At 70.6% G+C, this 24,191-nt stretch carries 18 protein-coding genes; 7 read left to right on the top strand and 11 right to left on the bottom strand.

The genetic code is table 11. From position 1 onward, the window contains the following. Positions 1–119: 119 nt before the first annotated feature. On the top strand, positions 120–2,531 hold the full coding sequence (locus tag STSP_RS33955; RefSeq protein WP_078067729.1) for a hypothetical protein: 2,412 nt from the start codon (positions 120–122) through the stop codon (positions 2,529–2,531). On the opposite strand, the gene STSP_RS33960 is transcribed toward STSP_RS33955, so the two are convergent. The 5 genes from STSP_RS33960 to STSP_RS33980 form a co-directional block, all read right to left on the bottom strand. Beyond that, positions 2,501–4,939 (bottom strand): right-handed parallel beta-helix repeat-containing protein, encoded by a 2,439-nt coding sequence (locus tag STSP_RS33960; protein ID WP_067284881.1) that lies wholly within the window; start codon positions 4,937–4,939, stop codon positions 2,501–2,503. The genes STSP_RS33955 and STSP_RS33960 overlap by 31 nt on opposite strands. 115 nt (positions 4,940–5,054) lie before the next feature. After that, on the bottom strand, positions 5,055–5,660 hold the full coding sequence (locus STSP_RS33965; protein WP_067284882.1) for an Rv1733c family protein: 606 nt from the start codon (positions 5,658–5,660) through the stop codon (positions 5,055–5,057). A 160-nt stretch (positions 5,661–5,820) separates the two neighbouring features. Next, on the bottom strand, positions 5,821–6,648 hold the full coding sequence (locus STSP_RS33970) for an MOSC domain-containing protein (protein WP_067284883.1): 828 nt from the start codon (positions 6,646–6,648) through the stop codon (positions 5,821–5,823). Positions 6,649–6,691: 43 nt separating this feature from the next. Next, a complete protein-coding gene (locus STSP_RS33975) occupies positions 6,692–7,120 on the bottom strand; it encodes a DUF6643 family protein (protein WP_067284884.1) in 429 nt (142 codons plus the stop codon). Between the two features lie 412 nt (positions 7,121–7,532). Continuing rightward, positions 7,533–8,720 carry a glycosyltransferase gene (locus STSP_RS33980; protein WP_067284885.1) on the bottom strand — a complete coding sequence of 396 codons (1,188 nt, stop codon included), beginning with the start codon at positions 8,718–8,720 and terminating at the stop codon, positions 7,533–7,535. Between the two features lie 58 nt (positions 8,721–8,778). Between STSP_RS33980 and STSP_RS33985 the strand changes: the two genes are divergently transcribed. Together STSP_RS33985 and STSP_RS33990 are read left to right on the top strand one after the other, a co-directional pair. Next, positions 8,779–9,564 (top strand): glutamate racemase, encoded by a 786-nt coding sequence (locus STSP_RS33985; RefSeq protein WP_067284886.1) that lies wholly within the window; start codon positions 8,779–8,781, stop codon positions 9,562–9,564. A 68-nt stretch (positions 9,565–9,632) separates the two neighbouring features. Next, positions 9,633–10,187: a hypothetical protein gene (locus tag STSP_RS33990; protein WP_067284887.1), complete on the top strand. Its 555-nt coding sequence runs from the start codon at positions 9,633–9,635 to the stop codon at positions 10,185–10,187. Positions 10,188–10,220: 33 nt separating this feature from the next. Here the strand turns inward: STSP_RS33990 and STSP_RS33995 are convergent, their stop codons facing one another. Then, on the bottom strand, positions 10,221–11,300 hold the full coding sequence (locus STSP_RS33995) for an O-antigen ligase family protein (RefSeq protein ID WP_067284888.1): 1,080 nt from the start codon (positions 11,298–11,300) through the stop codon (positions 10,221–10,223). 221 nt (positions 11,301–11,521) lie between these two features. Here STSP_RS33995 and lnt point away from each other — a divergent pair, with 221 nt between their 5' ends. The 4 genes from lnt to STSP_RS34015 all read left to right on the top strand — a co-directional run bounded on the left by lnt (position 11,522) and on the right by STSP_RS34015 (position 16,710). Beyond that, a complete protein-coding gene (gene lnt, locus STSP_RS34000) occupies positions 11,522–13,183 on the top strand; it encodes an apolipoprotein N-acyltransferase (protein WP_067284889.1) in 1,662 nt (553 codons plus the stop codon). 9 nt (positions 13,184–13,192) lie between these two features. Beyond that, positions 13,193–13,666 carry an NUDIX hydrolase gene (locus STSP_RS34005; protein ID WP_067284890.1) on the top strand — a complete coding sequence of 158 codons (474 nt, stop codon included), beginning with the start codon at positions 13,193–13,195 and terminating at the stop codon, positions 13,664–13,666. Positions 13,667–13,726: 60 nt separating this feature from the next. Further along, positions 13,727–14,539: a 3-hydroxybutyrate dehydrogenase gene (locus STSP_RS34010; RefSeq protein WP_067284891.1), complete on the top strand. Its 813-nt coding sequence runs from the start codon at positions 13,727–13,729 to the stop codon at positions 14,537–14,539. A 245-nt stretch (positions 14,540–14,784) separates the two neighbouring features. Beyond that, complete coding sequence (locus tag STSP_RS34015) at positions 14,785–16,710, top strand: helix-turn-helix domain-containing protein (RefSeq protein WP_067284907.1); 1,926 nt, start codon at positions 14,785–14,787, stop codon at positions 16,708–16,710. 48 nt (positions 16,711–16,758) lie between these two features. Here the strand turns inward: STSP_RS34015 and STSP_RS34020 are convergent, their stop codons facing one another. From STSP_RS34020 to STSP_RS34040, 5 genes are all read right to left on the bottom strand, one after another. Further along, a complete protein-coding gene (locus STSP_RS34020) occupies positions 16,759–18,144 on the bottom strand; it encodes an MFS transporter (RefSeq protein WP_067284892.1) in 1,386 nt (461 codons plus the stop codon). A 666-nt stretch (positions 18,145–18,810) separates the two neighbouring features. After that, positions 18,811–19,890, bottom strand: a complete 1,080-nt coding sequence (locus STSP_RS34025; RefSeq protein ID WP_198547504.1) for a serine hydrolase domain-containing protein — start codon at positions 19,888–19,890, stop codon at positions 18,811–18,813. A gap of 331 nt (positions 19,891–20,221) precedes the next feature. Then, positions 20,222–20,881, bottom strand: coding sequence for a pyridoxamine 5'-phosphate oxidase family protein (locus STSP_RS34030; RefSeq protein WP_067284893.1), 660 nt, complete (start codon positions 20,879–20,881; stop codon positions 20,222–20,224). Between the two features lie 173 nt (positions 20,882–21,054). Beyond that, the gene (locus STSP_RS34035) at positions 21,055–22,233 is read right to left on the bottom strand and encodes a protein kinase family protein (RefSeq protein ID WP_078067734.1); all 1,179 of its coding nucleotides are present in this window, start codon (positions 22,231–22,233) and stop codon (positions 21,055–21,057) included. Between the two features lie 228 nt (positions 22,234–22,461). After that, entirely contained in the window at positions 22,462–23,907 is a 1,446-nt protein-coding gene (locus tag STSP_RS34040) for a glyceraldehyde-3-phosphate dehydrogenase (RefSeq protein ID WP_067284894.1), read from the bottom strand. Positions 23,908–24,191: the final 284 nt, after the last annotated feature.

Here is a 24,191-nt window from a genome sequence, read left to right on the forward strand (position 1 = left end):
GCGGAACAGTGGATCGTGCCACAGAGCGTCCCGCGGCGGAGGAGACCGCCGCGGGACGAGGCGTCACGGCTGACGAGCCGACGGCAGCAGGCGATCGCGTCACATCCGGCGGTCGCGGCATGCCGGGCGAGACCGCCCTTGAGCTGCTGGTTCACGGAGTCGGGGGCACCACCCCCGAGGCGATGCTCGACGATCCGGGCACCGTGCGCGTCACCGGCGACGAGACCGCCGCGGTCTACCGGCGCATCGACGACGCGGACGCCGAGCAGCGGCCGGAGGACTACCGCGGCAAGCCGGTCCCCGAGGCGTACGTCTGGTCCAACCTCACCTCCGGCAACGGTTCGCGAGCCCTGTGGCTTCTGCTGCTGCCCTTCATGGTCGTCAACCTCGCGCACTGGATGCGCCCCACGGCCCGCAACCACACGAGGCACGTGCGCCTGTACGGCATGCTCGTGCGCCTGGCCGGACTGACCCTGACCGTGCTCCTTGTCGCCGCCGCGTGCGAGGTCGCCCTCGACCTGACGGCGTGGCAGTGCGCGGGCACGCGCGCGTGCGCCGAGGACCGCTCATGGCTCGGCTTCCTGTCGCCCGAGGTGTCCGGGCACGGCTGGTGGAGTCAGCCCGGCCGGCGCCTGGCCCTCGCGGCCGTGGCACCCGCGGCCCTCACCGGACTCCTCTGGTACCTCTCCCACCGCACCTGGAGTGCTTACGAGTCCCAGCAGCCACTGCCGCACCAGCCGGACCCGGAGGACGACACCAGCCGTACCGCCCTCGGCCGGCCCGGCTTCTGGTACGGGCGCCGTCTGGTGGCCCGGCTGCGCGCGGCGCACACCGCGGCGGGCCTGCTCACCGTGGCCGCGGCGGTCGGCACGTCCGCAGCGCGCTTCGACCGGCAGCCGGGCGGTCCCGCCCTGCTCGACGTGCTCGGACGTGCCCTCGACGCAACCCTCGTCGTGGGAGCGGGAGTCGTGGTGTGGGTGGTGTGCCGCAGGGGCCGCACCGAGCACCGGACCGACGAGCATCTGGACAAGGCCCTGATCCGCTGGCTGCCCGGCGGCGCGCTCGTCCTTCTGGTCCTCGCGGTGCTGTACGCGGGATGGTCGCGCCCCGGCTGGCGGTCCACCGGCCGTCTGCCCGGTGATGCGACGTTCGGTGGCATCACCCTGGTCCAGGGCCTGCTCGTCATCGCCCTGGCAGTGGTGGCCCACCTCCTCTTCCAGGCCGCACCAGACCAACGCACCGCCATGCGCGGACTCGGTGGACCGGCGGTGGCCATGCTGGCCTGCGCCCTCGGCGGGGTGATGACCGGCGGAGTCGCCCAGCGTGTCGGCGACTGGCTGGACGGCGCCGGAACGCCCGGCGCCGGAGGCACCATCGACGGCCCTCCCGTGCTGCTCACCTGGCAGGCCTCCGTGATCCCGCCGCTGCTGGTCGTGCTTGCCCTGGTGTGCGGCTGGCTCGCCGTGCTCACCTGGCGCCGCACACGCCGGGACATCCCCACGGTGACCCGCGACTACCCAGGCGAGCCGGCGGACACGGCACGCACCCTGCGTATCGCGGGGTCACGCGCGCGTGCCGCCCTCACCGACCGCGTGCCCGTGGTCGTGGGCATCACCTCCGCCGTCACCCTGCTGCTCGGCGCAGGCGCGCTCGCCGGAGCCTGGACGGCGGGCAAGGTTCCCGGTGAGGCGGCGAAGGGCCATGGCGCCTTCCTCGCCGGAACCGCAGAGACCGCACAGGCACTCGGCTCCTGGCTGATCAGCCTGGGCTTCATCCTGTTCGTCACCTGGGGCCGCCGCGCCTACCGTGACGCCTCGGCCCGCCGCACCATCGGCATCCTGTGGGACGTCGGTACGTTCTGGCCGCGCGCCGCCCACCCGTTCGCGCCGCCGTGCTACGCCGAGCGCGCGGTGCCGGACCTGAGCTGGCGCATGGCCACCTGGACGCGCACCACCGGCGGCAGGCTCGTCATCTCGGGCCACTCGCAGGGCAGCGTCCTCGCGGCAGCGGCCGCCTGGCAACTGACGCCCGCCGTACGCAAGCGGGTCGCCCTCCTCACCTACGGTTCACCACTGGAGCGGCTCTACGGACGGTGGTTCCCGGCCCACTTCGGCCCGGCAGCGCTGACGAGCCTGCACCGCGAGGTCGACTGCTGGCGCAACCTCTACCGGGCCACCGATCCCATCGGCGGCCCCGTCCGCGTGCACACCGCGGGCGCTCCTCAGGTCGATCGCGACGCCCTCAAGGACCCGCTCGCCTACGGACGCACCGAGCAGCATCCGCTTCCGGCGCCCATCCTGGGGCACTCCGACTACCAGGCCGACCCGGCGTTCGCGGAGGAACGCGCCCGGCTGCTGGCCCGTCTCAGGCCGGGCGTCCCCGCTCAGCGACCGGACGCCGGGCACCCGGAGGGCGCCGACGGCGGTCACGAGGCCGCAGCCGGTCAGGAGGAGGCCGGTGCCCGGGACGGTGCCGGTGGGGGTACCGCCACCGGCGATCCTCACGGCAGGTCGGGCAAGTCCTCCGGATAGAGCAGGGTGAGGTCGTCCGTGCTCGGCTCCGCGAGCTGGGCGACCCGTCCCGCGTGCCGCTCCACCATCGCCTCGAAGGTCTGCCGCGCCGTGCGGCCGTTGCCGAACGCCGGCCCCTTGGGGATCGCCGTGAAGTACTTCAGCAGCGCCTCCGCCGCACCCGGGGCGAGCCGGTACTCATGCTCCTCGGCCTGCTGCTCCACGATCTGCAGCAGCTCCTCGGGAACGTAGTCGCTGAAGGTGATCGTCCGTGAGAAGCGGGACGCCACACCCGGGTTGACGGAAAGGAAGCGCTCCATCTCCGCCGTGTAGCCCGCGACGATCACCACCACGGCGTCGCGATGGTCCTCCATCAGCTTCACGAGCGTGTCGATCGCCTCGCGGCCGAAGTCGCGGCCCGAGTCCTCCGGGGAGAGCGCGTACGCCTCGTCGATGAACAGCACGCCGCCGCGGGCCCGTTCGAAGGCCTCCTGCGTGCGGATGGCCGTCGAGCCGATGTGCTCCCCGACCAGGTCGACGCGCGACACCTCGACGAGGTGCCCCTTCTCCAGGACGCCGAGCGACGCCAGGATCTCGCCGTAGAGCCGGGCGACGGTCGTCTTGCCGGTGCCGGGCGACCCCGTGAAGACCAGGTGGCGTCTGACCGACGCCGCCTTCAGTCCTGCCTGTTGCCGGCGCTTGCCCACCTCGATCATGTCGGTGAGGGCACGCACCTCGCGTTTGACGCTCTCGAGGCCGACCAGCGAGTCCAGTTCACCCAGCACCGCCCTCGACTCCCGTGCGGTGACGGGCTGCTCCGGTGCGGCCGGCTCCTGTTCGGTGGTGCGCTGACCCGGGATCGGAGAGAGAAGGCCGCCGCCCGGCTGCGTCGCCGTCTGCACGGCCGCCTCCCGGGCGGGGCGCCGCAGACTTCCGCTCTCGTCGCTCGCGCAGTCCTCGACCAGCGGCCCTCCCGTGCCGCCTGACGCAGGGGAGGCACCCCCGTCCGCGAACTCGTAACCGCCGCGCGAGCAGCGCTCCGTACGGCATTTCCGCAGCGTCGTCCGGCATCCGTCGATGACGTGGAAGCCGTAGCCGCCGCTGTCGCTCACGAGGCAGCCATCGAACGTGCCGCGGCCCCCGGCGGAGACATAGAAGCCGGCCTCGGAGGGGGACGTGACCGCGCACCGCTCGATGGTGGGATCGGCGCCCTTGGTGACGATCACGCCGGTCTGCGTGGCGTCGAGGGTGCACCCCGTAAGGGTGCCGCCGCTGCCGTGGTCGCGGAACCAGGCGCCCGTCGCGGCCTCCCGGATACGGCAGTCGTCGAGTTGTGCGCTCGCCCCGTCGCTCACCGACACCGCCGTATTGCGCACCTGCGACAGGTCGCTGTCGACGACGTCCACGCGCGAACCGCGGTCGAGGACGAACAGCGCGTCCGGCACGTCGTGCACCCGGCACGAGTCGAGGACTGCGGTCGCGCCGTCGCTCACCCAGACGGCCGGGTAGTCGCCCGTACTGTCGTGGATCTCGCACTGGTTGGCGTCCACGCGTGTGCCCGGGTCCCATACGGACAGGCCGTTGCGGCCGAACCGGCGCACGCTGGACCGGGTCAGGGTCAGCACGGAGCGGGAGCGCAGGTCGATCGCGTTCTCCGGGATCTCGTGGATCCGGCAGTCGGCGAGCGTGAGGACGGCGTCCGTGTCGAGCGTGATGCCGTCGGCGGTCGTACGGTGCACATCGCACTCCGTGAGACTCGCCGTGGCGTGCCCGGTGACCTGGATGCCGGAGCCCTTGATCTCGTACACCTCGCAGCCGACGGCGTCGAGGCCCGTGTCCTCGCCCGTCGCCGAGAGGCCCGCGCCCGAGGCGTGGTGCACGCGGCACCGCTCAAGGCGTGGATAGGCGCCGCCGCGCACCGCGACGCCCGACTGGCCGGCGGCGACGACCTCGCATTCCTCGAAGACGCCACCGCCGCCGTCCAGCACGGCGATGCCGATGCCCGCCGGATTGTCGACCGTGCAGCGGCGCACGGCCGGGCGCGCGCCCCCGCGCACCTCGATACCACTGGCCGATCGCGTCACGACGCGCACATCCGAGAGCTCCGGGGTGCCGTCCTCGACGAGCAGGGCGGGCGCGGCGGTGTCCTGGCCCTCTACGTGCAGGTGCTGCACCACTGCGGAGGCGCGCACCGTCAACGGCACCCCGTCGGCGGGCGCGATGCGCACCGATCCGGGCGAGCCCTCCGGGCCGCGCAGCGTCACGGCGCGCCGGACGACGAGATTCTCCCGGTAGGTGCCGGGAGCCACGGTGAGGACGTCGCCATCCCCGGCGGCCTCCAGGGCGGCGGCGAGGGATGCGTACTCGCCTGTGCGGCGCCGCCACCGCGACGTGCCGGTGTGCGTCACCTGGACCGTGCCCTGTGCCATGGGTCTGCTCTGCCCCCACCTCGTCGTACGCGGGTCCTTGCGAAGGGTGCCGGAGTGTTCGGCCGGTCCACCGTAGCGTGCGCGGAGAGGGGCAGTTGACCCAAGACCAGCACTCTCAGCTGCCGGTGCCCGTCCTGCCCCAGTCCGGACCGGTCTTCTCCCATGCCCGGTCCCAGCGCGCATACCGCCGCAGGACCATGCGCCATACGATCAGGCGCCTGCCGCCCTCGACGAGCGCGGCCGCTGCGGCGGCCGCGCCGAATCCGGCGAGCACCGCGTGTGTCGTGGCGGTGGTGGTGTCGAGGGGGCGGCCTACGACCGCGCCGTGCGCGTCGGTCCACAGTGCGAACCGGTCGCCGGCGTGGGGCTCTTTGAGGTCGGCCATGACGGTGCCGCGGTGTGCGGTGCCGTCCGGTGCCGTCCACTCGGCGATCACCCGGCTCTGGGAGTCGCGGTCGGGCGCCGTCTCCGGGTCGGGGTCGAGCCGTGGCTGCGCCACCACCTTCACCACGGTCGCGGATATCCGGTGGCGCTCCCGCTGCTGCTCCTTGACCGACTGCAGCAAAGCGTGGCGGGAGAGATCTCCGATGACAACACCGACGACCGGCACGGCGACGGCGATCAACAGCGCGGCGGCGAGCGCCACCCATGCCTCGACGAGGTCGGTCCTGCGGCGCAGCGGATTGTGCCGCCAACGCCAGAAGCCTGCGATCGCTCGCACAGTCCTGCACCCCCTTCCCCGTCCGTGATAACCCTGAACGGCACGGCCCACGCGCTCATTGCAGCGAAGAGAGAGCGAGATCACGCCTCACCCCGCTCGAGGATCATTCACACCGGCCCAACGACGGTGGCCCGCGGATGTGTTCCCTCGCCGGAACCGGTCACTCGAGGATCTCGACCGTGTCGCCGACGCGGATCGTGCCACCCGACTCGGGCACGAGGTTCTGCCCGAAGACCAGTTGGTCGCCGAAGCGGCGGTGGCGGGCGAGGGTGCGCAGCGGCTCCTTGCCCCGTTCGGCGGTGGTCTGGTCGGTGGTGGTCACGACGCAGCGCCCGCACATCTTGGCCACGCGGAATGTCACTTCGCCGATGGCTATGCGCGACCAGTCGTCCTCGGCCCAGGGAGCTGTGCCGCGCACCACGACGTTGGGCCGGAAGCGGTTCATGGGGAGCGGTCCCTCGTCGGCGTGGTCGCCCTGTGCGATGAGGGAGTTGAGGGCGTCCAGCGACGAGAGCGCGGTGAGCAGCAGGGGATAGCCGTCGGCGAAGCTCACGGTCTCGCCGGGCCGTGCGTACTCGGGGTCGATGGGACGGCGCGTGGACGGGTCGTCGAGATGGACCAGGCGCACGTCCGTGTCCAGGTAGTCGCTGAACCACGCGTGCGCCGCAGCGTCGGCAGGCACCGCCTCGACCTTGTCCCGCCAGATCTCCACCAGGCTCGTGCCGGTACCCGGCTCCGGTACGTCGACGGTCAGCTGCTCGCGTCCGGGCGCGGACAGTCGTATGCCGCCGCCGGGCAGCAGCTCGGCGGCGGCCAGCGCCATGCGCGGATGCGGGCGCTGTGTGACGACCTTGCCCGCTTCGTCGACCAGCATCCATCGCCGGTCGCCGTGGAGCCCCCAGGGCTCCACGACCGCCTCACGCGCCGTGTGTCCCCGAGCCGCCTTCAGCGGGTGGACGTGGATCGAGTCGAGCACCCCATTCGCCATGAGGCCATCTTGCCAGTCGGCACCGACAGCCCATGGCTTTGGATCAATATCCGCGCTGCTGGGGGTTGTACGGGTCCTGGTACGGGCCCGGGGCGGGGCGGGGCTGCGCCGGTCGCATCGCCTCGTAACCCGCGCTCTGCACGGGGCGCTGCGGGGCCTGCTGCGCCGGGTAGCCGCGCGGGCCCGTCGGCTGCTGCGGGATGTACGGCGCCGGGGCCTGTTGCAGCGGGGCGGGCTGCTGGGCCGCATGGCCGTACGGAGAAGCCGGCTGCGGAGAGGGGGCGGACGGCAGGGCGGGCAGCGCTGCCGGCAGCGCGGGCAGATGGTTGCCCGTGTCGTACGCGGACGGAACACGGATCGGCGCGATCTGCGGTGTGCCCCGCTCTGCGACGAGCGAGTCGTAGATGGGAGTGTCCGGGAAGGACGGCGCGGAGTAGTAACCGCCGCCATAAGTGGAGCGGGGGGAGGTCATGGCACATAAGTTAAGCCCACGATGTGCTGGTTGGGGAGACCGATAAGAGGGTTGTTTTCCGTGTCGGCTGTGGCCGCGGATCCCCAATGCGAGCGAACTCGGCAAAAACGGTCGTCTTTTGGGGCTGGGTTCGTGTAAAGGCCGAGTTCCCGAGGGGTTACCGGTGGTTGACCGGGGAGCCTCGTGCAAGTTCAGGGGCGGTGTTGGTTCGGCCGGAATGGGGTGGGCGTCAACAGAGTGGGCGTCAACAGAAAGGCAGCTCGGTCCAGCCATGGCGAGGCGTGTTGGTGGCGGACATGTCAACGCCCAAAGGTTCGAATCTTCAGGTGCAGGCGTCGCTGTCCGGATCGAATTCGGGACGGTGTTCCGGCCTCGGGATGCCCGATGCGGATGCCTCCGCTCGGCGCATGGTTCAGCGCTGCTCGGGCGCGGCCTCGGGCGCCGACCCCGGACGCGTATAGGTACGGCCCTTCCAGGCCGCTCCTCGCCCCCGGTAGTGCTGCACCGCGGAGTCGACGGTCATCAGGAGATACAGGAAGGCGATGGCGGGCAGCAGCGGCGCGAGCCACAGCGGCTGGTCGTAGGTGCGCAGCATCGGCGCGTACGTCGCTGCCATCAGCAGCCACGCCGTGCCGCCGGCCGTGATCGCCGCCGCGTTGCCCGCGAGGAGGCCGACGACCAGTGCAACGGGAGGCATCAGATACACCAGTGCCAAACCGGCTACGGTCCCGAGCAGCAGCAACGGATTGTGCCGCAGCTGCGCATAGGCGCTGCGCGAGATCATCCGCCAGAGGTCGGCAAGGCGCGGGTACGGGCGCACGCTGTCCACGCGGTCGGCAAGACCGAGCCAGATGTGGCCGCCACTGCGTTTGACCGCCTTGGCGAGCGAGACGTCGTCGATGACGGCGTGCCGGATGGAGTCCGGCACCTGGGCCCGTGCGGCGGCGTCGAGGCGCAGCAGCACACATCCGCCGGCCGCGGCCGCAGTCCGGGAACCCCTCTTACCGATCCGGCGGAACGGATAGAGCTGGGCGAAGAAGTACACGAAAGCCGGAACCACGAGACGCTCCCACAGGCTCTGCGCGCGCAGCCGGGCCATCAGGGAGACCAGATCGAATCCGCCCGTGCGCGCAGCGGCCACCAGCTCCCGCAGACTGTCCGGCCGATGCGCGATGTCGGCGTCGGTGAGCAGCAGGTACTCAGGTGCACGCGCGCGTGCCAGTCCGATGCCGTGCCGCACGGCCCAGAGTTTGCCCGTCCAGCCCGCGGGCGGCTCGCCGGGCGACGAGACGGTGAGCGGCAGCCCGCCGTGCCGATCGGCCAGGGCGCGCGCCAGTTCTCCCGTGCCGTCCGAGCTGCCGTCGTCGACGAGGAACACCTCCGCTCGCCCCGGATAGTCCTGGGCCAACAGCGACGGCAGACTCTCGGGCAGTACGGCGGCCTCGTCCCGCGCGGGTACGACGATGCCCACGGCAGGCCAGTCCCGTGGATCCTCACGCGGCGGCAGCGACACGTTCGTACGCCAGAAGAAGCCGTGGCCCAGCAGTAGCCACAGCCAGGCGGCCAGTGATCCGACGGCGGTCCAGACAACGGCGCTCACCCGCCGCAGTCTGCCCCACCACACCGGGGACCGGGACCCGATCGTCTAAGGTGACCGGGTGAAGATCGCGCTTGTGGACTCGGGACTCGGACTGCTCGCGGCGGCTGCGGCGGTACGCCGTCTGCGCCCCGACGCGGACCTCGTGCTGTCCACGGACCCCGACGGAATGCCCTGGGGACCGCGCACCCCCGATGACGTCGCGGACCGCGCCGTGGCCGCCGCGGAGGCGGCCGCCGCACACGGGCCGGATGCGCTGATCGTGGCCTGCAACACCGCTTCCGTGCACGCCCTGCCCGTGCTTCGCGCACGTCTGGAGCCGGGCCTGCCCGTCATCGGAACCGTTCCGGCGATCAAGCCGGCGGCCGCTGGTGGCGGCCCCATCGCCATCTGGGCGACGCCCGCCACCACGGGAAGCCCCTATCAGCGGGGCCTGATCAACGACTTCACCTCCGGAGTGGAGGTGGCGGAGGTGCCGTGCCCCGGCCTCGCCGATGCGGTGGAGCAGGCCGACGAGGCCGCGATCGAGAAGGCGATCGCCGCCGCCGCGGCGCTCACCCCGACGGATGTAAGGGCCGTCGTCCTGGGCTGCACCCATTACGAACTCCTCGAGGATCTCATCCGTGAGGCCCTCCAGCAGCCGGACCTGCCGCCGCTCGTCCTGCACGGCTCCGCAGACGCCGTCGCCGCCCAGGCGCTGCGCAGGATCGATGAGCGTCCTGCCCCGTCGTCGACCGCGAGTGGCGGCCTGACCGTGTTGCTCAGCGGCCGTGAGGCTGCACTGCCGGCGACCGCCCTGACGTACGCCGAGGGCCGGCTGCTCGCGGCCGTCAGCCCCGCCCCCTGACGGAAACCGGCGACAGTCACGCTCCGCAGCCCTGTGCCTTCCTTGAGGAACATGAGTAGTCTCATGCCATGAGGGACCACCCCCACGGCCAGCGGGGCAGCGCCGGCCCCCCGCCCGAGATCTGGACCGGCCGCGCGACCAATCGAGCACAGTGGCTTCTCGCGACGGCGGGCTTCGCCTGCCTGGCACTGGGCATCCAGCTGGCCGTCGAGTCCCCGTGGGCGTCGGGTGTCACCGCCCTCGTCATGTCCGTCGTGGGCTGCATCGCCGTGGGACTCCTCGTGCTCTTCGGCACGCTCGCATTCGTCCATGTAGCCGTGAAGGTCGACAAGGACTACCTCGAGGTGCGGTGCGGTCACATCGGCGTCCCCCGCCGCCGTATTCCGCTTGCCGACGTGGTACGGGTCGACTTCGTCCCCAGGGTGACCCCCAGGCACTGGGGCGGCTGGGGGTATCGCTGGCGCCCGGAGAAGGGCACCGGGGTCATCGTGCGGCGCGGCGAGGCCGTGGTGCTCAGGCTGGGCGACGGTCACACCTTCACGATCACCGTGGACAACGCGGAGGCGGCGGTGCGGGCCATCCGTGCCCGGCTGCGCCCGACCGCCTCCGGTCCCACGCTCTGACCGGCCTCAGCGACCCCCACGCTCTGAGCAGCCTCAGCGCCCCTCCGTACATCCCTCGCCTCCGGAACGTTCCTGCGCGTCGGCGAAGTCGTGCGCGAACTCATCGCCCCATGCCCGGGACGTCGCGAGCCCCGCGAGCAGCCCTCCGCCCACCGTCACCGTCGTGAAGCTCAGTACGTTGCCGACCAGCGCCATGAGGGCCAGGGCCGTCAGAGCGGCACCCGCCGTGAGGGCGACCGGCGTGGCACGCGGCGACCGCCACAGGGCGTACAGGATCCAGCAGAACACCGCGGCCAGCAGACCCACCCCCACCAGTCCCTGTTCGGCCGCCGCCTGCAGCGGCGCTGAATGCGGCCTGCCGTCCGTGGCCAGTGTCTGGGCGACCGTGGGGCTGAGCTCGCCGAACCGGCCGGGACCCACACCCAGGAAAGGCTCCTGGCCGGCCAGGTCGAGCGCGTCCCGCCACAGAAGGACCCGGTGCTGGGTGAGCTGGCCCTCGAGGGAGGCCGTCAGCCCGTCCGGCAGGACATCCTTCGTGACAGCCAAGGCCAGGCCCGCCACCACGACCGGGGCGGCCCCGAGACCTGCGAGACCCAGGCCCCTGCGCCGCATCCGGTCGGCAGCGAGCGAGTACAGCAGCACACTGGCGCATGCCACGACCCCGGCCGTCGACTCCAGCGCCGCGGCAGCCACCACGATCCCGGCGGCGAGCGACCGTAGAGCCAGCCGCAGCGGAGGCTGCTCAGCGGCCCAGGCCGCTGTACACGCAGCCCCGGTGGACAGTGCGAGCAGCGCGGCGGTGGCCCCGGCGTCGCCGAGCGGCGATGCGAGATCCGGGCCCGGGGCCGCCGGAGGAGCCGTCGCCGCGATCACCAGGCCCGCGACAGCAGAGGCGCCTGGCGCCGCGACCGGAAGGAGCGTCCCCGTGATCCGTCCGCACGCATAGCCGGCGGCCACGGCCAGTACGGCGAGAAGCACGCCTTCGGGCCTGCCCTGGCGGCCGGCCGCGGTGACCAGGGACCACACCGCGCACGCCGACACCAGGACGACACCGACCGCGTCCGAGACATTGCCGCGTTCGCGCACACCGGGCGGACCGCCTGCGGCCGCCATCCCCGTAGCACCCACCCGTCGCCCCCCGACCTGTGACGGGCCCCGGCTGCCGGGGCCGGATTCGGCCACGCGCCGGGGACTCGCGCACACGGTAACGGCTGGGCCACCGCTTTGTGGACAGGTTGCGCAGGAACGATGCACTAATCGCGCAGGCGGCGGTCCGTGACGGCCGGTACGCCCGCATTGCGGGGGGCGAGGTTACGCGCCGTAGACTCGCCCGCGTGACCGTCACCGCCAGCTCCGTGGACGAGCAGGACCAGCTCGAACCGCGAGCAGAACACACCCCCCGTGCGGCGCGCATCGCGCGCAGGCTCGTCCCGGCCGCCGCGGCGGCGCTCTCCGGAGTGCTGCTCTACGTCAGCTTTCCGCCCCGGACGCTGTGGTGGCTGGCCCTGCCTGCCTTCGCCGTGTTCGGCTGGTGTCTGCGGGGCCGCACCTGGAAAGCGGGACTCGGGCTCGGCTACCTCTTCGGACTGGGCTTCCTGCTTCCCCTGCTCGTATGGACGGGTGTGGAGGTCGGCCCCGGGCCGTGGCTGGCGCTGGTCGCCGTCGAGGCAGTCTTCGTCGCACTGGTGGGCGCCGGTATCGCAGTGGTGTCGCGGCTGCCCGTCTGGCCGGTGTGGGCGGCCGCTGTGTGGATCGCCGGTGAGGCGGCACGCGCGCGTGCGCCGTTCGGCGGCTTCCCCTGGGGGAAGATCGCCTTCGGGCAGGCGGACGGGATCTTCCTGCCTCTCGCTGCGCTGGGCGGCACCCCGGTGCTCGGCTTCGCGGTCGTCCTGTGCGGCTTCGGCCTGTACGAGATCGTCCGTCAGCTGGCCGGGGCCCGACGTGCCGGGACTGTGCGCCGTGGCGCTGCGGCGGCGGCCGTGCTCACCGTGGCCGTACCGGTCGCCGGTGCCTTCGCCGCGAGTCCGCTCGTCAGCGACGCCGCCGAGGACGGTTACGCGACCGTGGCCGTGATCCAGGGCAACGTGCCCCGCGCGGGGCTCGACTTCAACTCCCAGCGCCGCGCCGTGCTCGACTACCACGCGCGCGAGACCGAGCGGCTGGCCGAGCGGGTCAGGGCGGGCAAGGTCGCACAGCCCGACTTCGTGCTGTGGCCGGAGAACTCCTCAGACATCGATCCCTTCCGCAACCCCGACGCGCGCGCCGTGATCGACGGGGCGGTCAAGGCGATCGGCGTGCCCATCTCGGTCGGCGGCGTCGTCCAGGCCGACAACGGCAAGCTCTACAACGAGCAGATCCTGTGGGACCCGGAGAAGGGCCCCACCGACACCTACGACAAGCGGCAGATCCAGCCCTTCGGCGAGTACATACCGCTGCGCTCGTTCATCCGCGTCTTCAGCAGCGACGTCGACATGGTGCGGCAGGACTTCAGCCGGGGCACCAAGCCGGGCGTGTTCACCATGGCGGGCACCAAGGTGGGCCTTGCCACCTGCTATGAGGCCGCATTCGACTGGGCCGTGCGCGACACGGTGACGCACGGCGCCCAGATGATCTCGGTGCCCAGCAACAACGCCACCTTCGACCGCAGCGAGATGACCTACCAGCAGCTCGCGATGTCCCGGATCCGCGCCGTGGAACACAGCCGGACCGTCACGGTGCCGGTGACCAGCGGCGTCAGCGCGGTGATCATGCCGGACGGGCGGATCGTCCAGAAGACGGCGATGTTCACCGCGGACTCGCTCGTCGAGAAGGTGCCACTGCGTTCCTCGCAGACGCCGGCGACGCGACTGGGCGTACTCCCCGAGGCCCTTCTGGTACTGCTCGCGGCCGGAGCGCTCGGCTGGGCCGGGGCGGTGCGAAAGCGTCGCGGCGAGGCCGTCGCGGTGATCCGTTCCCGCGAACAGGTGCCGGCGGGCCGCCAGGCCGACAGGGTCTAGGGTCGGCGCATGGCTACTCCTGACTTCATCCGTACGATCCGGGCCACTGCCGGCCAGCAGCTGCTGTGGCTCCCAGGCGTCACCGCCATCGTCCTGGACGACGAGGAGAGAGTGCTCCTCGGGCGACGCTCCGACACCCGCAAGTGGTCGGTGATCGGCGGCATTCCGGACCCGGGGGAGCAGCCTGCGGCATGCGCCGTGCGCGAGGTGTACGAGGAGACGGCGGTACGGTGCGTCGCCGAGCGCGTCGTCCTCGTCCAGGCCCTGGAGCCGGTCACCTATGCCAACGGCGACACGTGCCAGTACATGGACATCACGTTCCGCTGCCGGGCTGTGGGCGGCGAGGCACGGGTGAACGACGACGAGTCGCTGGAAGTGGGCTGGTTCTCGGTCGATGCGCTGCCGGAGCTGAACGAGTTCGGGATGCGGCGCATCAAGCAGGCGCTGGCTGATGAACCCACATGGTTCGACCCTATGAGCTAGGGGGGAAGTATGTGGCTGCGCCACATCGGTTGATGTGGGGGTCCTGCTTAGGGTCGGGGTATGACCGCGCCTCACACCCACGGCAGCCCTGCTCAGGCCCTCGGAGCCCAGCCCCTCGACCTCGGCGGCCGCACCGCACTCGTCACCGGTGCCGCGGGCGGCATCGGCCGTGCCTGTGCACTGCGGCTGGCCGCCGCCGGGGCGAAGGTGAGGGCCGTGGACCGCGACGACGCCGGCCTGTCGGAGCTCGTCGCCCAGGCCGGCGAGCTGCCCGGCAGCATCGAGTCGCGGGTCCTCGATCTCACCGATCTGGATGCCGCGGAGCAGGTGGCAGAGGGCACCGACATCCTCGTCAACAACGCCGGCATCCAGCTCGTCCGGCCGATCGAGGAGTTTCCGCCCGACGTCTTCCACACGGTGCTGACAGTGATGCTGGAGGCACCGTTCCGCCTCATCCGCGGGGCGCTGCCCCACATGTACGGCCAAGGATGGGGCCGGATCGTCAACATCTCCTCCGTCCACGGGCTGCGTGCCTCGGCCTTCAAGGCCGCGTATGTGGCGGCCAAACACGGTCTCGAAGGACTCTCCAAGACAGCCGCCCTCGAAGGCGCACCACATGGTGTCACCTCGAACTGTGTGAACCCCGGCTATGTGCGTACCCCACTGGTGGAAAAGCAGCTCGCTGACCAGGCCGCCGCGCACGGCATCCCGCAGGAGCGCGTGCTGGCGGAGGTCCTGCTGCAGGACAGCGCCGTCAAGCGGCTCATCGAACCCGCCGAGGTCGCCGAGGCCGTCGCCTATCTGTGCAGCCCACAGGCGTCTTTCGTCACAGGCGCGTCGCTGGTGATGGACGGTGGCTGGACGGCCCACTGACACAGGACCCTGCTGGCCGGCACTGTCCGCCGCTAGCCAGGGGACTGTCACGTGGCCACAGCTCGGCCGACACAGCCGGCAGGTGTCCTGCGGACCGATTGGGCCCGGATCGACTCGTCCAGGACTGCCCCGGTCGGGACCGACTCGTCCAAGACCGACCCGGTCAGCGCTCGAACACCCGAACGCCCGCCGGGTTATCCACAGGGCTGGCGGGCCCGGCCGTCCGGCAGGTAATCCTTGTGAACATGTCTCGCGATCAACTGCACTCCGCCGAAGGCGCCACGGCCGGCGCGGAGGCACCCTTCCTGGAGCTCCTCGCCCGAGGGGCGTCCGCCGATGCGTACGAGCAGCCGGTGCTGCTCGCCCGCGCCGACGGGCAGCCGCCCGAGCGCATCGCCGCCCTGGAGCAGGCCAAGCTGCTCGCTCTGCGCGTGCGTTCGGAGATAGAGGGGCGGCGGCGCCGCGAGGCCGAGCTGTCCGCGCTCTTCGAAACAGCGCATGACCTTGCAGGCCTGCGTGATCTCGACGCCGTCCTGCAGGCCATCGTGCACCGAGCCCGTTCCCTGCTGGGCACGGACGTCGCCTACCTCAGCCTGAACGACCCGGCCAGGGGCGACACGTACATGAGGGTCACCGAAGGCTCCGTCGCGGCCCGCTTCCAGCAGCTGCGGCTGGGCATGGGGGAGGGGCTCGGCGGCCTCGTCGCCCAGACCGCCCGTCCGTATGTCACCGACGACTACTTCAAGGACGAGCGCTTCCAGCACACGCGGGCCATCGACGCCGGAGTGCGAGAGGAAGGCCTCGTGGCCATCCTCGGCGTACCGCTCATGCTGGGAGCGCACGTCATCGGAGTACTGTTCGCCGCGGACCGCCGTGCCCGCGTCTTCGAACGGGAACAGATCGCCCTGCTCGGCTCGTTCGCGGCCCTCGCCGCCGCAGCCATCGACACGGCGAACCTGCTGACGGAGACACGGGAGGCGCTGGGACGCCTCGAGCGGGCCAACGAGATCATCCGTGACCGCAGCGGTGTGATCGAGCGCGCCTCTGATGTCCATGACCGGCTCGCCGAACTGGTGCTGCGGGGCGGAGGAGTGCACGACGTGGCCGCGGCCGTCTCCCAAGTCCTGGACGGCTCCGTGGAATTCGCCGACGCGGGCACCGCTCCGGCCGAGGCCCTGGAGACATCCCGAGCCGAAGGCCATGCCGTACGCCACGATGGTGACTGGATCGCTGCTGTCGCCGCCGGCGATGAACTCCTGGGTGCGCTGGTGCTGCGTGGCCACCCAGGGCTCGACCCCGTGGACCAGCGCACCCTGGAACGGGCGGCCATGGTCACATCACTCCTCATGCTTGCCCGCCGCTCGGCATCCGAAGCCGAACAGCGCGTCCGCGGAGAACTCCTCGACGACCTCCTCGACGCCCGGGACCGGGATCCGCGCGTGCTGCGTGAGCGTGCAGTCCGGCTGCGCGCCGACCTCGACGCAACGCATGTGGTCCTCGCCGCCCGCCTGGAGGCACCGGCCGCAGACGCCGAGGAGGGAGCCGCGGGGCGCCGGCGGCTGTGGGCCGCCGCCTCCCACCTCGCGGCGACGCGACACGGACTGGCCGCCGCCCGCGACGGCGGCACCGTCCTTCTCCTGCCGCTCCAGGAAGGCGGCACCGCGGCCGAACTGGCCCGCCGCACCGCGAAACACCTCGGCACTGCCGTCCATGAGGCGGTCACCGTCGGTGCCTCCGCCCCCGTCGAGGACCTCGCCGCGCAGCCGGACACGGTCGTGGCCGCGTATGGGGAGGCGCAGCGCTGTCTCGACGCGCTGCGCCTGCTCGGCAGATCCGGCGAAGGTGCCGCCGCCGAGGACTTCGGATTCCTGGGCCTGCTGCTCTCCGACACCCGGGACATCGCCGGCTTCGTCGACCGCACCATCGGCGAGGTCGTCGCCTACGACGCACGGCGTGGCACCGATCTGCTCCGCACCCTGGACGCGTACTTCGCCTCCGGCATGAGCCCGGCGCGCACGAAGGACGAGCTGCACGTCCATGTGAACACCGTGGCGCAGCGCCTGGAGCGCATCGCCCGGCTGCTGGGTCCGGAATGGCAGAACCCGGCCCGTGCTCTTGAGATCCAACTGGCTCTGAAACTGCACCGGTTGTCGAGCGCCGTCATAGCGTGACCCCCGCACGCGCCGGGGCGTGCGGGGGTTGAACGGAAGCGCCGAGCCTTATGCGGTCCGGGCGTCGGCAGGCGACGTCACGGGGGCCTCCTGACCGCCATCGGGCTCTACCTGCGCCAGGTCACGGAGCCTGGTCTCCTTCGCCGCGCCGACCGCGATCAGCGTCACCACCGCTGCCGCGATCACATAGAGGGCGATGAGCGTGGAGCCGCCGGTTTCCTCGAGCAGCGCGGTAGCGATGAGCGGCGCAGGCGCGCCTGCGGCAACGGACGCGAACTGCGCGCCGATAGAGGCGCCCGAGTAGCGCATCCGCGTTGCGAACATCTCGGAGAAGAAGGCAGCCTGCGGGGCGTACATCGCGCCGTGCAGGACCAGCCCGACGGTCACCGCGAGAAGGAGGTTCATGAAGCTGCCGGTGTCGATCAGCGCGAAGAACGGGAACATCCAGAGGCCGATTCCTGCCGCGCCCAGCAGATAGACGGGCCTGCGGCCGACGCGGTCCGACAGGGCGCCCCAGAGCGGGATCACCGCGAAGTGCAGGGCAGATCCGATGAGTACGGCGTTGAGCGCGGTCTGCTGGGAGACGCCGGCCGAGGTCGTGGCGTACACGAGGATGAAGGCGGTGATGACGTAGTAGCTGATGTTCTCCGCCATGCGTGCGCCCATGGCGACCAGGACGTCCCGCCAGTGGTGGCGCAACACGGCGATCAGCGGCAGCTTCTCCACGTCGGCGGTGTTCGCCCCCTTGCGCGCTTCGGCCTGAGCAAGTGCCGCCTTGAAAACGGGAGATTCATCGACAGAGAGACGAATCCACAGACCGACGATCACCAGCACACCGGACAGCAGGAACGGGATGCGCCAACCCCATGAAGTGAACGCGGCATCGGACAGCACTGCGGTCAGCAGCGACAGCACACCGGTGGCCAGCAGCTGGCCGGCCGGGGCGCCGGTCTGGGGCCACGACGCCCAGAACCCACGGCGCCTGGCATCGCCGTGCTCGGACACCAGCAGTACGGCACCGCCCCACTCGCCGCCGAGCGCGAAGCCCTGCACCAGCCGCAGCACCGTCAGCAGCACCGGTGCAGCGGTTCCCACGGTCGCATGGGTGGGCAACAAGCCGATCGCAAAGGTGGCCCCACCCATCAGCAGCAGACTCAGCACGAGCAGCTTCTTGCGCCCGAGCCGGTCCCCGTAGTGCCCGAAGACCAGCGCTCCCAGCGGCCGGGCGGCGAAGCCGACGGCATAGGTCAGGAAGGAGAGCAGCGTTCCCACGAGCGGGTCGGAGTCGGGGAAGAAGAGCTTGTTGAAGACGAGCGCGGCGGCGGAGCCGTAGAGGAAGAAGTCGTACCACTCGATGGTGGTGCCGATGAGGCTTGCGGCGACGATGCGCTTGAGGTTGCCTGGGGGTGGTGGAGCGGTGGTTGCGGAGGCCATGTGCGCCACTTCCTCGTATGGGGTGGGGACGGGTACGTGTCCGGACACCGTAGAAACGTGCAGGTCAGGCGCACATGTGGCGGGACAACATAGTTCCGCGGCAGGCTATGCGCGCGGCCCCCATGCCTGGGTGGGACAGCGCCGCTTCCCCAGATGTTCGAGCCGGTGCGCGGCTTCGCTCCGGACATCGTCGGCGCGTAGAGCAGCTCGCGCGGGCTCTGGAGGTCATCCGTCGGCAAACACCAAGGTGGAGATCACCAAGGCGTTCACCGACTTCTACGCCGGCGCCTTCGGCCCCGTGCCTCGCATGGCGCGCCTGGCCTACGACCGATAGCCAGTTCGCCGCCACCCCGTACGGGGACGCCGAACGGTACGCGCTGATCGCCCTGCTCGGCGTCGCCATGGGAGTCCAGAACGCCGCGCCCGCGCCCTGGCCGATCCCGGACCTGACCACCACCGTCCTGACCCTGACCATCATTGGCATGGCCTCCGACAGCAAGGCCGCCGGGGGTCACGGCGGCAAGAGCTGCCGCCGCACCCTCTCGACGCCCGCCATGTTCGCCGGGGCCTTCTCGGCGCCGTGGCCGTCCTGCACGGCAGTCCGGCGCTTCCCTGCTGTACGCCAACCTGGCAGCCGCTCACCTGCCGTCGCGGCGCGCGGCCGTCTCAGTTGCCGACGAGGGCGTCGTGGATGGCCCACCCCATGTCGCCGGCACACCAGCTGATGTTGCCGAGGACGGCGACGTCAAGGTCCTGCTGCGGGTAGTGGTAGAGGCGGGCACTGACTCCGTCCTCCTCGCCCGTGTGGCCCCATCGGACGATGGTTCCTTCGTCGTCGAGGATGTGGGTGAGGCCGAAGCCGTACATCCACCGGTAGCCGCGGACCTTCTCCGCGCGCTCATCGACCTGCGGGGTCAGCGCCAGGCGCGTGGTCTCCTCGTTCAGCAGCCGCCCGTAGCGCAGTGCGTGGGCGAAGGCCGTGAGATCGGCGGCGGTACAGGTGGCCCCTCCGTCGGCGGCGGCACCGGGGGTGGTCGCGTAGTGATTCGTTCGGTACGGGGTGGGGCTGTCGGCGGTGCTGAGGTATCCCTCGGCGGTGTCAGGACCCAGGTCGTCCAGGGCCGGGAATCCTGCCCCGCTCATCCCGGCACGGGCGAAGACGTCGTCGGCGATGACCTCCTCGAAGGAGCGGCCGGTCACCGACTCGATGAGCAGGCCCAGCAGGATGTAGCCGGCGCCGTTGTACAGATGGCGCTCCCCGGGAGGGAAGTGGGGCTTCTTGCCGGCGAACAGCGGCAGGTAGTCCTTGTTGCTCCGCAGCAGGTACAGCGGGTGGGAGGAGGTCAGGGCGGCCCATTCGGCCTCCCAGTCGTCGCTGCCCTCCTCGAACCAGTCGCCGATGCCCGACGTCATCGTGAGGGCGTGATGGATCGTCACGCGCGAATCGAGCTGCGGCATATGGTCTTTCACGAAGCCCACCAAGGCGTCGTCCAGGCGGACGTGCTCGTGCTCGACGAGCTGCAGGACGGCGACCGCTGTGAACATCTTGGACACCGACGCCACCCGGAAGCGTGTGTCGCAGGTGTTCGGTATGGACCACCGCCGTGACGCCATCCCGAGCGCGCGGGAGAACACCGGCTCCCCGTGCCGCGTGACACGGACCGTACCGGAGAACCCCTTCCTCTCCGCGAGACCTGAGACGACCTCCTCCAGGCGAGCAGGATCGAAGCCGTCAGCCGTCGTCACCGTCGTCACCGCAGACCCCCGCAGAAGAAAATGTTCACCAGCCATCGGTGATGATCGTCAGAAGTCCGCCCGCGGGCAACCGCTTTACCGGTGCCTGCCCGCGTGCCCGCCCGCCTCGCCGCGGCGAGAGCGTCGCCCGACCCGCGTCGACCGCTGACCCGTGTATGAGAACTGCCGCGGCAGCGCTGGGCATTTGCCGGCCCGCGAAAGCGGCCGCGCGAACCGCGAGACCGCTGTCGACCTCCCGGCGCACGGAGCGGTATCCGGCCCAGCAGGGACCCAGCCGTGTGCAGCATGATCAGGGGACCCAGCGCACACCGGCCTCCGGCCGCTACCGACGCGTCACGTGTCCCCTCGTGTCTGAACCGGCCCGCCCCGCTTCGGCCGCGGCCCCGAAGTAGTCGCCGCCCTTGCGCCTCACGTCGTCGGTTCCCCAGGCCCTGCCACCTGCGGTCGGCAGTTTGGCCATCCGCGGTATGTGCTTGGAGCAGTGGATATAGGCTTCCTCGACCTCGATCTCGACCCACACCTGCGGGCGCCGCCCCGGTACCGGATCGCGCGGGAGGTCCGGGTACGCGGTGCGCATGTCGTCGTCGGAGACGAGGCGGGCGGTGCCGTTGACGTGCAGGCCTATCCGATCGCGGAGGAAGTCGATCATCAGGATGCCGACGTGGGGGTTCTCGCGGATGTTGCCGAGGCTCGCCATGACGCCGTTGCCACGGTACTCGGGGTAGGCGAGCAAGCGTTCGCCGAGCACCTGGAGGAAGCCCTGCGGCCCGGCGCGGAACGTGCTGTCGCATTCGCCGTGGGCGTCCGACGTGGCGAGGAAGAACATCTCCTGCCGCGCCACGAACTCACGCATCCGCGAGTTGAGCCGGTCGAGAACCTGCTCCTCGTAGAACCGGTCGGCGCGGGCGAAGGTGCCCAACTCCCGCTGGATCTGGTGCTCGCCGTGGCTTCCGGGGCGGTCTGCGCGCTCATCGTGGTGCAACGATTCTCCTGTGACCGGGCTTGGCGAAAGCAGGGGTGCCTCGAGACGTAACGCGTGATTTCCGGGAGGTGACCGACCCGGACGCCCGCAACACCATGCTTGGTGCGGCGGCCCTGTTCCCGCTCCGGGCCGACAGTTTAGGCGATGACGTCGGCGACGTCGCCCGGCCTGGGTCACTCGATCTCCGTCGATGTGCTGCTGGCCCTCGAGGAGTTGGTGCCGGAAGACGACGAAGGCGAAAACGACGCAGGAGAAAACGACGCAGGAGAAAACGACGACGAAGGCGACGTGCCGCTCAGCGCCTGCTGGATATCGGCGGTAGGAAACTGAACCCGTTTGCTCTGCGTGAGCAGCCGGCGGTGGAAGTCGCCCATGACGACTGCTGGGCGGGCGTACCGGTCGATGATCGCTCTGATCTCGGGCGGGACGCCATCGGGGCGGCGGCCCGCGATCCATTCCCGCAAGAACGTGTCGTGGTCGATGTCACCGCGCACGTCATGAAGCAGGTGGTAGCGGAGCAGATGGCTGCCTGCATAGCAGCGGTCGTAGGCCAAGTGGCCTGCCAGGAACGCCGCTTCTTCCGCGGAGAGTGCGAATTCTGAGCTCAGAGCGAGGCCGAAGTCCGCGAAGTACAGCTGCCGGCCGTCGGTCAGCAGATTGGCGAAGTGCGCGTCGAAGTGGACCAGTCCATGAGAACTCATGAACTCCGTCCCGCGGTTCAAAGCGTCCTCGATCCACACATAGGGCGAGTCGGCCCCTGGCTCCGCGTAGCCGGAATCGCGGACGTCGTCCAGCCACGCGGCGAGGGACTGCGGCACGTGTTCCAGGAAGAGCACCAAGCTGGCGGATGAGCGGCCGATGGCCTCCAGCCGGCGTCGCACGGCAGCCGAACCTTCCCAATGCGCGACGGCCCCCTCAATTCCCCCGAACGCGTCGGCGAAGTCCGTGGGAGGACTGTCCGGCAGGATCCGCCAGTGATACAGCAGCGGGAAATCCGCGTACTCGTTGTCGAGCACCCACGCGGTGGTCATGATGTGCACGGCCAACTCACGCCAGGCCCCGAACCCAGCCGATCCCACCCCGTACTGGTAGAACATCGGCAGGTCGAAGAGATTGGCAGTCGACCGGATGTTTTTGGACTGCAACTCGATGTCCGTCAGCGGAACGCGCTTCACGAAGACGCGGATGCCGTCGACATCAAGCTCCGCGGACCTGCCGCCGATGCCGGAGCCAAGGGCGGGCGCGGCGGCCACCGCATCTGCGAGACGGTGGTCGCTGAGCAGGGAGAGGCGTGTGCCCACCGTCTCGTACGACGACAGACGCTCAGCGCGCAACCGCCTTGCTTCAGGCATCGACGACTCCTCGATGTCCAGCCGTTCCTGGAGGCTTGGATCGGGGGTCACGCTAACGTGCCCGTTCACGGCGGGCCAGAAAGTTCTCCGGCTGGGCACCGGGCTGCCCGGCGGCCGGCAGGCAGGGCACGGGCGCGGTGGGAGAGGAACCGGATGCCGACCGGACCCGGTTGCCCCCCACCGCCGCCCCGCCTGCCGGGACGCCGGGGCGGAGATACTCCGCTGAGATCAGACCGCCGGGGCCGGGTAGGTCGGGTACTCCACCCCGGAGACGTGCTGGACGACGCGGATGACCTGGCAGGAGTAGCCGAACTCGTTGTCGTACCAGAGGTACAGGATGGCGTTGTCGCCCTCGACCTTGGTGGCGCCGGCGTCGATGATCGAGGCGTGGCGCGAGCCGATGAAGTCGCTCGAGACGGCGTCAGGGGCGGTGATGAAGTCGATCTGGCGCTTGAGCGGTGAGGTCAGCGACACGTTGCGGAGGTGGTCGAGAACCTCCTCGCGGGTGGTCCCGCGCGCGAGCTGCAGGTTGAGGATCGCGATCGAGACGTCCGGCACGGGGACGCGGATGGAGCTGCCGGTGATCTTCGCCTTGAGGTCGGGCAGCGCCTTGGCCACGGCGGAGGCGGCACCGGTCTCGGTGATGACCATGTTGAGCGGCGCGGAGCGGCCGCGGCGGTCCGCCTTGTGGTAGTTGTCCAGGAGATTCTGGTCGTTGGTGAACGAGTGGACGGTCTCCACGTGGCCGCGCAGTACGCCGTACTCGTCCGCCATCGCCTTCAGCGGCGGGACGATCGCGTTCGTGGTGCAGGACGCGCAGGACAGGATCTGCTCGTCCGGCTTGATCGTGTCGTGGTTGACGCCGTGCACGATGTTGGGGACGTCGCCCTTGCCCGGCGCGGTGAGGACGACCTTGTCGATGCCGGGGCGGAGGTGGTTCGACAGGCCCTCGCGGTCGCGCCACTTGCCGGTGTTGTCGATGAGGATGGCGTTCTTGATGCCGTACGCCGTGTAGTCGACCTCCGTCGGGTCGTTGGCGTAGATCACCTTGATGGCGTTGCCGTTGGCGATGATCGTGCTGTCCGCCTCGTCGACGGTGATCGTGCCCTGGAACTGGCCGTGGATGGAGTCACGGCGCAGCAGCGAGGCCCGCTTCACGATGTCCTGGTCGCCGCCCCCGCGGACGACGATGGCGCGCAGCCGCAGACCGTTGCCGGAGCCGGCCTTCTCGATGAGCAGGCGGGCGACGAGGCGGCCGATGCGGCCGAAGCCGTAGAGCACGACGTCGCGCGGCTCACGGCGCTCGATCTTGTTGGCGCCCGTGGCGCCGGCGACGGCCTCGGCGGTGAACTCCTCCACCGACAGACCGCGGTCGTCGGTCTTGTACGTCGCGGCGAGCATGCCGATGTCGATCTGGGACGGGCCGAGATCGAGCGTGGTGAGAGCCTGCAGGAACGGCAGCGTGTCGGTGACGGAGAGTTCCTCGCCGGCGATCTGACGTGCGAATCGGTGGGTCTTGAGGATGCTGACGACCGACTTGTTCACCAAGGAGCGGCTGTGAAGCAGGACCGTGACGTCCCGCTCCCGGTGCAGCTTCCCGATGATCGGGATCATCGACTCCGCGATCTCCTCGCGGTTCTTCCAGTTGGTGAACGAGTCCTCGATGACAGTCACAAGTTTATCTTTCGAGCTAGGCGGCGCTCATATGCTAACCCCTCGCCATTTTGATCATTCAAGCGGTGCCGCCGCTTGAGCCGGGAGCCGCGGGATGCCGGATCCTGCGGGCGATGTCCGCGGTACTCGCTCCCAGCGGCCGACGGCCGGCGGCCGACGGCTGGCGATCGGCGATGGGCGACGGCCTTGGCGGGACTCCTGGCGCGAGAGCTTCGCCGTCGAGTTGAATGGCCCGGCCGCGTCGGCGACCAGGCCGACTGCTCACCGGCAGTGGCCTGACCATC

Origin of the sequence: Streptomyces jeddahensis, from assembly GCF_001642995.1 — a bacterium.
In the GTDB taxonomy this organism is placed as follows: domain Bacteria; phylum Actinomycetota; class Actinomycetes; order Streptomycetales; family Streptomycetaceae; genus Streptomyces; species Streptomyces jeddahensis.

Bases quoted from the DNA above. Each gene is read 5' to 3' on its own strand.
- STSP_RS33955 (WP_078067729.1), top strand. From the start codon at position 120: ATGCCGGGCGAGACCGCCCTTGAGCTGCTGGTTCACGGAGTCGGGGGC.
- STSP_RS33960 (WP_067284881.1), bottom strand. From the start codon at position 4,939: ATGGCACAGGGCACGGTCCAGGTGACGCACACCGGCACGTCGCGGTGG.
- STSP_RS33970 (WP_067284883.1), bottom strand. From the start codon at position 6,648: ATGGCGAATGGGGTGCTCGACTCGATCCACGTCCACCCGCTGAAGGCG.
- STSP_RS33975 (WP_067284884.1), bottom strand. From the start codon at position 7,120: ATGACCTCCCCCCGCTCCACTTATGGCGGCGGTTACTACTCCGCGCCG.
- STSP_RS33990 (WP_067284887.1), top strand. From the start codon at position 9,633: ATGAGGGACCACCCCCACGGCCAGCGGGGCAGCGCCGGCCCCCCGCCC.
- STSP_RS33995 (WP_067284888.1), bottom strand. From the start codon at position 11,300: ATGGCGGCCGCAGGCGGTCCGCCCGGTGTGCGCGAACGCGGCAATGTC.
- STSP_RS34005 (WP_067284890.1), top strand. From the start codon at position 13,193: ATGGCTACTCCTGACTTCATCCGTACGATCCGGGCCACTGCCGGCCAG.
- STSP_RS34010 (WP_067284891.1), top strand. From the start codon at position 13,727: ATGACCGCGCCTCACACCCACGGCAGCCCTGCTCAGGCCCTCGGAGCC.
- STSP_RS34015 (WP_067284907.1), top strand. From the start codon at position 14,785: ATGTCTCGCGATCAACTGCACTCCGCCGAAGGCGCCACGGCCGGCGCG.
- STSP_RS34020 (WP_067284892.1), bottom strand. From the start codon at position 18,144: ATGGCCTCCGCAACCACCGCTCCACCACCCCCAGGCAACCTCAAGCGC.
- STSP_RS34035 (WP_078067734.1), bottom strand. From the start codon at position 22,233: ATGCCTGAAGCAAGGCGGTTGCGCGCTGAGCGTCTGTCGTCGTACGAG.